This window comes from Labilibaculum euxinicum (genome assembly GCF_009795715.1).
Classification (GTDB): domain Bacteria; phylum Bacteroidota; class Bacteroidia; order Bacteroidales; family Marinifilaceae; genus Labilibaculum; species Labilibaculum euxinus.
In genome coordinates this window covers 305,943-318,634 of sequence record NZ_WTCR01000004.1, presented here as the reverse complement: position 1 = coordinate 318,634, position 12,692 = coordinate 305,943, and the positions used below count along the sequence as shown (strand labels likewise).

9 protein-coding genes are annotated in these 12,692 nt (G+C 34.2%); 7 read left to right on the top strand and 2 right to left on the bottom strand.

What is annotated here, in order from left to right:
- Nucleotide 1 precedes the first annotated feature (1 nt).
- The 7 genes from GQR60_RS06865 to GQR60_RS06835 all read left to right on the top strand — a co-directional run bounded on the left by GQR60_RS06865 (nucleotide 2) and on the right by GQR60_RS06835 (nucleotide 9,103).
- Complete coding sequence (locus tag GQR60_RS06865; protein ID WP_124992221.1) at nucleotides 2-1,360, top strand: sensor histidine kinase; 1,359 nt, start codon at nucleotides 2-4, stop codon at nucleotides 1,358-1,360.
- A gap of 83 nt (nucleotides 1,361-1,443) precedes the next feature.
- Complete coding sequence (locus tag GQR60_RS06860; RefSeq protein WP_124992220.1) at nucleotides 1,444-2,022, top strand: TetR/AcrR family transcriptional regulator; 579 nt, start codon at nucleotides 1,444-1,446, stop codon at nucleotides 2,020-2,022.
- Between the two features lie 132 nt (nucleotides 2,023-2,154).
- Nucleotides 2,155-3,225, top strand: a complete 1,071-nt coding sequence (locus tag GQR60_RS06855) for an efflux RND transporter periplasmic adaptor subunit (protein ID WP_160463431.1) — start codon at nucleotides 2,155-2,157, stop codon at nucleotides 3,223-3,225.
- On the top strand, nucleotides 3,222-6,278 hold the full coding sequence (locus GQR60_RS06850; RefSeq protein ID WP_124992218.1) for an efflux RND transporter permease subunit: 3,057 nt from the start codon (nucleotides 3,222-3,224) through the stop codon (nucleotides 6,276-6,278). Before GQR60_RS06855 ends, GQR60_RS06850 begins: the two co-directional genes overlap by 4 nt.
- A 107-nt stretch (nucleotides 6,279-6,385) precedes the next feature.
- The gene (locus GQR60_RS06845) at nucleotides 6,386-7,750 is read left to right on the top strand and encodes a TolC family protein (RefSeq protein WP_160463430.1); all 1,365 of its coding nucleotides are present in this window, start codon (nucleotides 6,386-6,388) and stop codon (nucleotides 7,748-7,750) included.
- A gap of 92 nt (nucleotides 7,751-7,842) precedes the next feature.
- A complete protein-coding gene (locus GQR60_RS06840) occupies nucleotides 7,843-8,031 on the top strand; it encodes a hypothetical protein (protein WP_101310128.1) in 189 nt (62 codons plus the stop codon).
- Nucleotides 8,024-9,103 (top strand): adenylate/guanylate cyclase domain-containing protein, encoded by a 1,080-nt coding sequence (locus tag GQR60_RS06835; protein ID WP_124992216.1) that lies wholly within the window; start codon nucleotides 8,024-8,026, stop codon nucleotides 9,101-9,103. The genes GQR60_RS06840 and GQR60_RS06835 overlap by 8 nt, the downstream gene beginning before the upstream one ends.
- Here GQR60_RS06835 and GQR60_RS06830 read toward each other — a convergent pair.
- Nucleotides 9,080-11,917, bottom strand: coding sequence for an ATP-binding protein (locus GQR60_RS06830; protein ID WP_124992215.1), 2,838 nt, complete (start codon nucleotides 11,915-11,917; stop codon nucleotides 9,080-9,082). The two genes, GQR60_RS06835 and GQR60_RS06830, sit on opposite strands and share 24 nt — an antisense overlap.
- A gap of 201 nt (nucleotides 11,918-12,118) precedes the next feature.
- A complete protein-coding gene (gene rsxA, locus GQR60_RS06825; protein ID WP_101310131.1) occupies nucleotides 12,119-12,691 on the bottom strand; it encodes an electron transport complex subunit RsxA in 573 nt (190 codons plus the stop codon).
- Between the last annotated feature and the right edge of the window lies 1 nt (nucleotide 12,692).

The window sequence follows — 12,692 nt, the reverse complement described above, 5'->3', positions numbered from 1 at the left end:
TATGATTTATCCAAAATTAACGATTGTAATAATTGTTCGGGTATTTGCTTTACTAGTTAACTGTATTTTTTTGGCTTTGGCTTGGGTGTACTATAAAGATGTACTTGTAATTGTGAATTTACTAATCATTTTAAGTATTCAGATTTACTTCTTTATCCGAAAGTTAAATGCTGTAAATCAGGATTTGGAAAATTTTTTTAAAGCAATTCGAAATAATGATACCAGTATTAAATTTCAAAACAGGAGATCAAACTTAGGTTATAATCAATTATTCACTCAATTCGATCTGATTAATAAAAGCATACAAAATATTAAAATTGAGAATGAAAACAGAAATCAATATTTCAAAGTATTGGTGGAGCATGTAGGAGTTGGATTGGTTTCTTTCAATGAAAAAGGAAAGGTGTTTTTATTTAATGGAGCAGCAAAGGAAATATTTAATAAGACTAACTTATTTCATATCCAGCATTTGGATAGAATTCAGGAAGGAATTTCGGGTTTGATATTAAATTTAGAGCCATCTGAACAAAAATTGATTACTCTTTACCGAAATTATGAAATGATTCAGCTTTCTGTAAAAGCAACTAAATTGAAAATGTCCGGTCAAAACTTAACGCTCGTATCTTTTCAAAATATTAAAAATGAGTTGGATGATAAAGAGTTGGATTCATGGCAGAAATTAATTAGAATCCTAACACATGAGATTATGAATTCTATCAGTCCGGTAAATTCATCTCTTTCTACTTTAATTGATTTCTATCGCGATGACGATACAAATAAGCTGATCTCCAATAAAGAGGTTGATGCAGAGATGATATCAGATACAGTTAGCGGACTGGAAATTATCGATGAACGAATTAAAGGTTTGTTGGATTTTGTTCATCGGTTTAGAGATATTGCCATAATTCCAAAACCAAATATTCAGCGAATTGATATTCTGGAACGAATCGTAAAGATTTCTAATTTATTTTCTGAAAAGTTTAAAAGTTCAGACATTAAATTCGATCTGATTTGCAGGGAAAAGAAAGTTGATTTAAATGTTGATCCTGTTTTATTAGATCAGGTTATTATCAATTTGCTGACGAATTCTACTCAGGCATTTCGAGGAATTGAGAATAGGAGGATAATTCTTCGCATTGGTAGAAATGAAGAAGACAGGAGTTTTATCGAAGTTGAAGATAATGGATGTGGAATCGAAAAAGATCTTCAAGAAGAGATTTTTGTTCCTTTTTTCACTACAAAAAAGGATGGATCAGGAGTAGGGTTAAGTCTTTCAAGACAGTTAATGAGACTTCATGGAGGTACGATATCTTTTAAATCAATACCAAACAAACAAACTCTGTTTAGATTGCAATTTTAAATAATCGTTAAAAATCAATAAAGTATATTGGATGAATATATTTTTATATATATTTGTACTCAAAATACTAAAATAGTTCATTTATGGCAAAATCAGATAAGGTTGAGATTCAAGAGAGAGTTACTAAGGTAGCGATGGATATGATGCTGAAATTTGGACTTAAAGGTTTGAATATGGTTGAATTGGCTCGTGAATGCGGGCTGGCAAAAGCTACATTGTATAAGATTATTGGAACAAAAGAAGATTTGGTAAGAGAAATTGCTTTTGAAATATTCAATGTGAATATAATTAAAATTTTAGAGCCTTATAAATCTAATAATGATCCTGCAAAGGCAACACAGGAATTTTTAGATAACTATTTGAGTTATGCTATTGCAGGACAGAAGGTTCTAATACAACAGATTTATAAAGAATATCCTTTGATTGAGAAAGATGTTGATGAAAAATATGAAGATGAAATAAATATTGTTTATGGTAAATATACTGAATGGCAGGAACAGGGCTTAATTCGTCAGGATATTAATGTTGAGTATTGTATTGATGCATTACAAAGTCTGAATGATATTTATATTACAAGACATTACTCTGAAGAAGAAACGATTAATAGATTACGTGCAGCTTTTCGATGCATGATTATGGGAATGGGAATTCCTTTAAAATAGAAAATAAAACAAATAGTCTTTTTGGAAATAGTATAGAGTGTGTAAAACTGTTGAGGTAGATATACTTCAATATTTTTTTGAGGAAAATGAACCTAGTGAACGAAAATAGTTCAAAGAAACAAAATGAAAATGATGAAACTAATTAAAATGGTGATTCTTACTACAATTTTGTCAGTAGGAATTTTTGCATGCAAGAAACAAGAGGAATCCAAAACGGAGATTATTCAGCCAGTTAAGGTGTATAAAGTAAGTGATAACCCCAATGGTACTTCAGTTAAGGTTTTTACGGGTTTGGTTAAAGAATCCAGAGAAGTGAAATTAGCCTTTCAAATTGCAGGACCACTGGTAGATTTAAAAGTGAATGAGGGGCAGTTTGTTAAAAAAGGAGAGCTTGTAGCGGTATTAAATGATCGTGATTATTTGGTGCAATTGGAATCTGCTAATGCAAATTTTGAAAATGCAAGATTACAAGCAGAAAGATATACTGCATTGTACGAGAAGAAAAGTACATCAAAAAGTACTTATGATCAAATTCAGGCAGTATATAAATTGGCAAAAGCACAAAAAGAAGCTGCAGAGAATGCTTTAAAAGATACTAAAATTTACGCGCCATTTTCAGGATACGTACAAGCTATGTATGTTGAAAATTTTGAAAAAATTGGTGCCGGTCAGCCTATTGTTTCCCTTTTGGATTTGAATAATTTAGAAGTTACAGCTGCTTTAAGTGAAAATGATTTTCTTCAGCATAAATTATTTACCGAATTCAGTGCGAATTTTGAAAACTTTCCAAATATTGATTTTAATCTGAAATTAATTGAAATTGAAAGAAAGCCAAATGGTGATAATTTTTTTAGAATGAGATTGAAAATCGATACTCAGAATAAACAAATTGTTCCGGGAATGGTGGCAAGTATTACGGCAAAATTAAAATCGACAACTATTACAGGTTGTAAAGTGCCGGTAGAATCTGTTTTTAGTAAAGAGGGAAAATCGTATGTGTGGGTTTACAATGAGAGCACGAATTGCGTAAAAAGAAAAGAGGTGCAGATGAAAGGTTTTGATTCAATGGGAATGATTAACATCACTAAAGGTATTTCAAGTGGAGATTTGATTGTGTCGGCTGGTATTAATAGTCTTCGCGAAGGTCAAAAAGTAAAGCAATTACTTCAAAAGTCAAACTCTAATATCGGAGGTCAGTTATGAATTTTACAGAGGCTGTATTGAATCATCGGAAGGTATTGCTTTTTGTGCTGATTGCGATTGTGTTTGGCGGAGTTGTGGCCTTCACTAAAATGTCGAAGCTTGAAGATGCCGAAATTAGTGTGAAATCAGCATTAGTAATTACTAAGTATCCGGGAGCTTCTCCCCACGAAGTGGAATTGCGCGTTACAGATATTTTGGAGACAGCCATTCAATCTATGGATAATATAGATTTTATTGAATCCAGATCTATGGCAGGATACTCAGAGATTACTGTGGAAATTGCTTCATCTGTGCGAACTAAAGATCTTCCTCAAATATGGGATGTTCTGCGTCGAAAAGTGAATGATGTAAGTGTTTACCTGCCATCAGGAGTATCTCATCCAATGGTATTTGATGATTATGGAGATGTTTATGGGATTTTCCTTGCTTTAAGCGGAGATGGTTTTTCTGATGAGGAATTAAAGGATTATTCCCGATACATGAAGAGAGAGCTGCTGCTTGTGCCAGGAGTGAAACGAATTAACTTATTTGGAGAACAGCAATCTTGTGTTAATATTGAAATCTCTCAGGAAAAAATGGCTTTTTTGGGTATTCATCCTTACAAGGTGATTCAAATTCTTGATGCTCAAAATAAGATTGTTGATCCCGGAACTTTTAAAGTGGGAAGTAATAGGGTAAGAATTGCATCCGATGGCAGTTTTCAGCAATTGGATGATTTAAAGAATTTATTGATTTCGGGCAGTGGTAAGAATTCGGTTTTTCTAAAAGATATTGCTGACATTAAGAAAGATTCCTATACGCCGTACACCAATAAAATGAAGTACAATCAAACTCCGGCAATTGGTTTGGCAATAGCCATGGATAAGGGCGGGAATGTGATTAAATTGGGAGAACTTGTTCAGGATAAGATCGATAAATTAATGACGAATGTTCCTGTTGGGATACAGATCAACCGTGTTTTTTATCAGCCGGATCGTGTAAGTATTGCTATAGAGCAATTCATGGTGAATTTAATTGAATCGGTTTTAATTGTGGTGATTGTATTGCTTCTGGTTATGGGATTCAGAACGGGTCTTTTGATTGGGAGTGGTCTGATATTTACCATATTAGGAACTTTTATTGTAATGCTTAGTTTTGACATTGCATTACAGCGGGTGAGTTTGGCTGCGATTATTGTTGCAATGGGAATGTTGGTAGATAATGCTATTGTTATTGCTGATGGTATTTTGGTTGATCTCAAAAAAGGGATTCCGCGAAAAGATGCTATGGTAAGGACATCTAAACAAACTGCCATGCCATTACTCGGAGCTACTTTAGTGGCAATACTAGCTTTTTTGCCAATTTATTTATCGCCGGACAGTACAGGTGAATTTTGTGCCAGTTTGTTTCAGGTAATTGCAATTTCTTTGTTTTTAAGTTGGTTGCTGGCATTATCTCAAACACCTTATTTCTGCGATTTATTTTTGAAAGGTAAGAAATACAGTAAAAAAGAAGGGGACAATACAGACCCATACAGTGGAAAATTCTATCAGTATTTCCGTGGTTTTGTTAAATATTCTTTGCGACACAAAACGTTAATTATTTCACTTACCTTATTGGTATTTGTATCATCAATATTTGCTTTTAAAAATGTGAAGCAACTGTTTATGCCAAATTTGGAGTATAATCAGTTTATTGTAGAGTATTATTTACCTGTAGGTTCTGATATTGAAAATGTAGAAAAGGACCTTGGCGAGGTTGAGGCGTATTTACTTAAACAAAAAGATGTACTAAATGTAACAACTAGTTTAGGTGCAACTCCTGCCCGATATACATTGGTTCGTCCTTTTATAAATAATAATTCAAATTACGGTGAATTGATAATTGATACAAAGGATTATGAAGCAACAAAAAGATTAGGGAAAGAGGTTCAGGAATATTTAGATGCAAATTACTCCTCGGCAAGATGTCGTGTAAAATACTATTCTCCGATATTTGCAGAATATATGATTGAGGCTAAGTTTTCAGGACCGGATCCTAAGGTTTTAAGAGATTTGTCCGATCAGGCGGAAAAAATTATGGCGGCAGAACCTACAGCAACTAAAGTAACTAATAACTGGAAAAATCCTGTTAAGGTTTGGAATCCTGTTTTTTCGCAGGCACAATCACGGGTAACTAATATTTCCCGTTCCGATGTGTCGAATGCATTAGCTTGCGCCACTGATGGTTTACCAATAGGACGTTTTTATCAGGGTGACGATATGATGCCGATTATTCTGAAAACAAAAGCGAAGGCGGACAATTACATCGAGGCTTTGGAGAATACGCCTGTTTGGGGGAATGTAGCGCATAGTATTCCTTTGCGTCAGGTAGTTTCGGATATTAAAATTGATTTTGAAGATCCAATAATTAAACGTTACGACCGTCGAAGAGCAATTAAGGCTCAATGTGATCCGGCATCAGGCTATAATGCACCAGATACATTTAAGAATCTCCATAAAAAGATTGAAGGAATTCCTTTGCCCGAAGGATACGATTTAGAATGGTTAGGAGAACATAAAGATAGCGTTGATGCAGAAGATAGTATTAATAAATTTATGCCTTTGGCATTTTTGTTAATGGTAATAATTATCATGATGCTGTTCAATAATTTCCGACAACCAATTATTATTTTAGCCATTCTTCCACTCGCTTTTATTGGTGTGAGTTATGGTTTATTATTTACCGGGAAACCTTTTGGCTTTGTGGCAATAATTGGTACGCTCGGACTGATGGGGATGATGATTAAAAATGCTGTGGTTTTACTGGATCAGATAAATCAGGACATAAGTGAGGGAAAAGAAATTTTAATGGCCATTATCGATTCAGCAGTTTCCAGACTGCGTCCGGTACTAATGGCGTCTTTTACAACCATACTTGGTATGATTCCTTTAATCAGTGATGAGTTATTTGGAGGAATGGCAGTAGCCATCATGTTTGGATTATTGATTGGTTCCCTTATTACATTGATTGTTGTACCTGTTTTGTACGCGATTTTTTACAGGGTTTCAACAAAAAGCGTAATGGAATTATAAGTGTTAGCAGATATGAAACGTTCATGCCAAAGCGATTGCGACACACGAGGAGATGATTATCCGGGCAGGATAAGTTCCATATGGCAAGAACATACAACTATAATCATATGAAAAATAAAATATTTTGTCTTTTGATCTTTTTCCTGACAGCTTTTCAGGGAAAAGCTCAGGAGTTGTCACTGAGCGAGAGTCGCACATTGGCATTGGAATACAATCAGAAAATTAAAATTGCTGATGAAATGATTGCTGAAAATGAGTCGAATGTTCGATTTGTATTCACACAGTTTTTACCGAATTTAAAAGCAAGCGGTTCGTACAATTATTATCATGATATTGATGATATTAGTTTACCTGGTTCATTTTTGCCTACTGCGAATAGTTTGGCTGAAGCGCAACAGGGAATTTATAGTGGTACCAGTGATGTTTATTTCCCTGGCTTTAATTTAGAGTTAGGAAATATCGATTATTTTTCTTCTAATTTAACGCTTACTCAGCCAATATATATGGGAGGAAAAATAAGAAGCTCCTATCAAATGACTAAGATGGGAAGAGAGATTTCCATCTACAACAGGAAGTTGCAGTCATCGGATGTTTTGCTGGAAACTGATCAGGCATACTGGAATCTTGTTTCCATAAATGAGAAAGGTAAATTAGCTGAGAAATATGTGAAGATGCTTTCAGCTTTGGTTCAGGATCTGCAAAATGCATTTGATCTGGAGATAACCACTAAAAATGAATTATTAAAGGCTCAGGTACAATTGAATCAGGCAAAATTGGATTTGTTTAGGGTGCAAAACCTGATGGTGTTGTCTAAAATGTCTTTGTGTCAGGTAATTGGGAGAGATTTGATGAGTGATATTACCGCCACAGACACAACAATTACAATCACACAAAATGCAATTGATGCAGATTACATGCAAAAAGCATTAAATCAAAGACCTGAGCTATTGATGTTGGGTAAACAGGTTGAAATTTCACAGGAACAGATTAAAAACACTCAGGCTGATTATTTACCTCAGTTAGGAGTTGGTGCATCATACTCCTATATAAGTAGAATTGAAAGTTTGATTGGGTCATCTAAAATTCTGGCTGTTCAAGCGAATTTGTCTGTTCCGGTTTTTCATTGGCAGGAACGCAAGCATAAAGTAGCATCTGTGCGGTTTAGAAGTAAACAAAAGGAGTTGGAAATGGATCGCACCAGAGATCTGATTAGTCTTGAAGTGCAGCAGTCTTACTTCAAATTACAGGAAGCATATCAGCAAATTGAATTAGCAAAAGTGTCAATGGATCAGGCAAATGAAAACGTTGAGCTTACTCAGAACAGTTTTTATGAAGGCTTGGCCAATACAACAGAATTGCTTGATGCACAGGCTTTTTGGCAAAGAGCACATGGTGAGTTGATTGATTCAAAGATAAATTACAAGCTAAGGGAAATTAGCTTCTTGAAATCAATAGGAGAATTGGCAATCTAATAGTGGGGTGGACGTGACCGAATTAACCAGTAGGATGGGATTGATGTGTAATCGTCAATTTTAATTCGGTCACTCCTTTTTTATATAAAGGTATGATTAGCAGGTATCAGGACAGAGAGAAATTATATCAGTTTGGAATTACCAGATTAGGTAACACATCTCAGGAAAATATTAAAATATTAGAGAACCATTTGTTTCATCTTAAGATGAATGAGGATTATGTAATAAATTCCTATAAAGAGGTGGAGGAGTTGGTTCAATTTATTAATAGTAATGAATAAAACTTTATTTAGAATTAATAGTAAATCAGTTGGTATTTATTTTCTCACAATAATACCAATTTGGGTACTTGCATTTTTCTTTTTAATGATTTTTCAGGTGGATGAAACAAGTCATCTGTCTGTTTATAAGGTGCAAAATCTTATAAATTTATTGTGGTTTGGTATCATGGCTGGAATAATCTGGGGTACGATATTCAAACTGGCAAAATCTCTTCGCAATCAAATTCCTACTTATCTATTTACGATTATAGTAAGTTTATTGGTAAATGTAAGCAGTGCTTATTTGCTGGTTTATTGTATGTATCACATGGGAGATTTTTTTCCAATAGATAATTTTCCGGCGACCTTTCCTCAATTGTTGTCTTTGTATCAATCCAAGTTGTTTTACGCCATATTGGCTTATTTTTTTATTGTTGGAGGCTTAATCGAAATTTTCCACGAAATAGATCGAAAATTGGGTAAAGGTATACTTGTTAAATTTTTGCTTGGGCGTTATTACAAACCAAAAGAAGAGAAACGAATTTTTCTGTTTATGGATTTGAAATCGTCCACCTATTATGCCGAAAAGTTAGGGCATTTTAAATACAGCAGATTAATTCAGGACTGTTTTAAGGATATTTCTGATGCAGTAAGGATAAATCATGCTCAGATCTACCAGTATGTTGGTGATGAGGTTGTATTGACCTGGAAAATAAACGATGGAATAGAAAATTTGAGATGTCTGCAGGTGTTTTATGACTTTTTGGATATTCTTGAGAAGAAAAAGGAGTATTACCAAAAGACTTATGGAATGATACCCATTTTTAAGGCTGGGGTGCATTCAGGTAAAGTAATGGTAGCAGAAGTTGGAGAGTTGAAATCTGAAATTGCTTATCATGGCGATGCAATAAACACGGCTTCAAGAATTCAGGGACTATGTAATTCTTATAAATCGAGACTGCTGATTTCCGGAGATTTGTTGGCAGAGCTGAAAAAGAAGAAAAAGGAGGTAGATGTGTATACTTCTTTGGGAGAAGTTTTGCTGACAGGAAAAAAAATACCAACAGAATTATATTCCTGTTTGGTTAAGTAACCGATTTCCTTTTTTTAGGTGTTTATTAATAGTAGCAAGTAACTTCTTTTCATCAAAAGGTTTTGCTATAAAATCATCACATCCGGCTTCAATACTTTTACTTCGGTCTTCTCTAAAGGCATTTGCAGTTTGAGCAATAATAGGTAGATTGTCTCTCATTTTTTTGATAGACTGAGTTGCTTCCAAACCGTTAATGTCAGGCAATCTTAAATCCATTAGTACCAAATTAATAGTTGGGTTTTTAAGACTTAACTCAATGGCTTTATTCCCTGATATAGTGTGTAATATTTTAACTTTTGTTGGTTTTAAAGCAGCTTCAATGTATTTAAAATTGGTTTCATCATCTTCTACAACGAGAATTAGTTTATCATCCCATTTGTAGTTTTTTTTATTCGTGCTTTTTATAATTTTCGCCTCTGAACCTACAGGTTTATAAGGAATGGTAAAGTAGAAGGTTGTTCCTTTATCTTCTTGAGTTTCCATTCTTATTTTACCGCCCATTAATTCAACAAAACCCTTCGAAATTGCCAAGCCAAGCCCTGTACCTCCATATTTACGGGTAAAAGTTTCTTCTACCTGTCGAAAACGTTCAAATATAATTTCTTGTTTTTCCTTTTGAATTCCAATTCCGGAATCCTGAACATAGAATTCCAGAAAATTATTATCAATTAAATGGTATCCATATTCAATATAACCTGAAGAAGTGAATTTAAAAGCATTGTTAAGTAAGTTGGAAAGTATTTGACGCAGCTTTCGTTCTTCTGTTATCACCAATGTTTCTTCATCCGAAAGAGTCTTGTTAACTCTAAAATCAATTCCATCGTCCGCACTATTCTCTTTAGAGAACTGGGCAAACAATTCGTCTAAGATAACATTAAGGAAGCATTTTGTTTCTTTAATAAAAGTTTGTCCGGAATCTAGTTTTGAGATATCAAGAATGTCATTAATTATTTTCAGCAACTGATTCGAACTTTTATAAATAATGTTGATGTAAGTATTACTCTGAGCTTCGGTTTTGTCTGGTCTGCGAAGCATATCTGCAAAACCAATAATGCCATTCATTGGTGTTCTTATTTCATGAGACATATTCGCCAAAAAGGCAGATTTTAAGTGATCACTTTCTTCGGCTTTTTCTTTGGCTTTCACCAATTCTTTTTGTGTAGATATAATTTTCGAAATATCATTAATGATAATCATTGATGAGTTATCAAAAGGAACCATAAAGAATTCACAATGACGAACTTCACCATTTTTAATTGTCATATGAAATTCCTGTTTCCCTATGTCGGTATGTTCTTTTTTTGCTTTAGCGATAGCCTCTTTCCAAATGTTTTTAACTTCTTCCCGGTATTTTCGATCAGGGAAACACGATTTATACCAGTCATCCGAAGTTTTTATGTCATCTAAAGTGTATTCAAACAGCTCTATAAACTTATCGTTAAAGTATTCAATGTTTTGTCTTTCATCAGTAATAACAATAGGAAGGGGAGATTGATGAATCATTTTTTTCAACCTTTTCTCGCTCTGTACAATTGCCTGCTGAGCATGTTTACGTTCTGTAATATCTCTTGATGTTGATAAAATTACATGTTTTCCCTGCAGAGTCACAAGTTGGCTAACGGTTTCCATCGGAGTCTTTTTTCCATACTTGGAAACGAAGGTTTGTTCATGAGTGAATTGTTTCTCTCTTGTTAACCTTTTTATGGAGTTAATGATATAATCATCAGGAAGATCTTCAATGTAATCGGCTGGAGATAAGGTAAAAAGCTCATTTCTTGAATAACCCAGAACTACACAGGATGTATCATTTGCTTCTATTAATTTAGAACTGCCGTCACCAATATATTCATTTACCAGAATAATATCGGTACTGCCGTTAATCAGGTTGCGATATTTTTCTTCACTTTCGGCTAAAGCCATTGTTCGTTCAGTAACTCTTTCTTCCAATTTATCATTAAAGAGTCTTAATTTTTCCGAGTATTCGTGAATTTCCTGATACTGAACACGAATGGTATCTTCACCACGCTCCCGTTCTTTTATTTCATTCTGAAGTTTAGTATAGGTTTGAGTTAATTCGGTCATGGAATGATCCAGAAGCTGTTCTTCACTAATATGACGGACAGAGCCTTTTCCTTGATAGATTGCCTGCGCTTTGTAAATAAATTTTTTAATGGGTCTGGAAATACTCTCCGAAATAATATAGGTAATAAATAAACTTGCAAGAACAATTAATATGGCTATACCAATAAATGTATATAATTTTTTTGTGTGTGCTAAAGTTGCTTCCTTATAGATACGATTTGCCTGTTCTTCGGCGAAATCAGTCATTACTTTCGTTTTTTCTTTTAATTTATTGAGGTGTTCAGCCGCAATTCCATCAACCATTTTTTTTGCACTCACCTCTTTGCCGCTAACTTTTAAATCGATGATTTGGTTTCGAAGTTCTTCCCATTCTATAAAGGTATGATAGGCAATTCCAACATCTCTCTTATCGCCTAAAAAGCGATTGAAAACAGTATCGAATTGAGTCATCACTTTTAGATGATATAAATTGATGGTATCAATAGCCTGATCGAATTCTTGTTGTGTTTTGGCAAGAAGAATATCCTTCATGGCGCTTTCCATGGTTTGGATATGAGTGTTGATATCCCTAACAGCGTTACTTACCGTATATGTGTGAGTATAAATGAATTCGGACTCATTGCGAAGATTTTTTACCTGGAAAATAGAGAGGATAACAAATGATACCGTAAACAGTAATATTAAACCGAATCCGGCGATTACTCTGGTGCGGAATTTCATTTTATTTAACATGAAATCTCAACGGGTTTAAGTGTGTAACATAGTGGTAGTTGATTCCAATTAATCGCATTTGACACCAAGTTAATTATTATTACGGATTTACACAATAAATTTGATTAAAGGTAGATATTGACCCATGTAGAGGCGATAATATGCAATAAAAAAAGCAGCTCAAAATGAGCTGCCTGTAAAATATAATGATGTGTTTTTTAATTACACAATACCGGAAAATCCCATAAAAGCCATCGCTAGTAATCCTGCTACAATTAATGCTGCGGGAGTGCCTTTTATTCCTTTTGGTAAGTCAACAAGGTCGAGATGCTCTCGAAGACCTGCGAAGATCACTAAAGCAAGACCGAAACCAATAGCTGTAGATCCTGAGAAAACAACTGCTTCTAACAGATCATAGTCTTTCTGAATTGTTAAAATAGCAACACCCAAAATTGCACAATTGGTTGTAATTAAAGGAAGGAATACTCCTAATGCCTGATACAATGCAGGACTAACCTTTTTGAGAATGATCTCAACCAATTGTACCAAAGCTGCAATGATCAGGATAAAGGTAATGGTTTGCATAAAGCCAATACCAAAAGGATCCAATACCAATTTTTGCAGCAGATAAGTTACAATAGTAGCCAGAATCATTACAAAAGTAACAGCACTTGACATACCTACTGCTGTAGATACTTTCTTCGATACTCCAAGGAAAGGACAAATTCCAAGGAATTGAGCCAAAACAACGTTGTTTACGAATATGGCAGATATAATGATTATAATATAATTCATG

What these genes read in the sequence shown, in the direction of transcription:
- GQR60_RS06845 (WP_160463430.1), top strand. Translation starts at nt 6,386, where the DNA reads ATGAAAAATAAAATATTTTGTCTTTTGATCTTTTTCCTGACAGCTTTT.
- rsxA (WP_101310131.1), bottom strand. Translation starts at nt 12,691, where the DNA reads ATGAATTATATTATAATCATTATATCTGCCATATTCGTAAACAACGTT.
- GQR60_RS06850 (WP_124992218.1), top strand. Translation starts at nt 3,222, where the DNA reads ATGAATTTTACAGAGGCTGTATTGAATCATCGGAAGGTATTGCTTTTT.
- GQR60_RS06855 (WP_160463431.1), top strand. Translation starts at nt 2,155, where the DNA reads ATGAAACTAATTAAAATGGTGATTCTTACTACAATTTTGTCAGTAGGA.
- GQR60_RS06835 (WP_124992216.1), top strand. Translation starts at nt 8,024, where the DNA reads ATGAATAAAACTTTATTTAGAATTAATAGTAAATCAGTTGGTATTTAT.
- GQR60_RS06860 (WP_124992220.1), top strand. Translation starts at nt 1,444, where the DNA reads ATGGCAAAATCAGATAAGGTTGAGATTCAAGAGAGAGTTACTAAGGTA.
- GQR60_RS06865 (WP_124992221.1), top strand. Translation starts at nt 2, where the DNA reads ATGATTTATCCAAAATTAACGATTGTAATAATTGTTCGGGTATTTGCT.
- GQR60_RS06840 (WP_101310128.1), top strand. Translation starts at nt 7,843, where the DNA reads ATGATTAGCAGGTATCAGGACAGAGAGAAATTATATCAGTTTGGAATT.
- GQR60_RS06830 (WP_124992215.1), bottom strand. Translation starts at nt 11,917, where the DNA reads ATGTTAAATAAAATGAAATTCCGCACCAGAGTAATCGCCGGATTCGGT.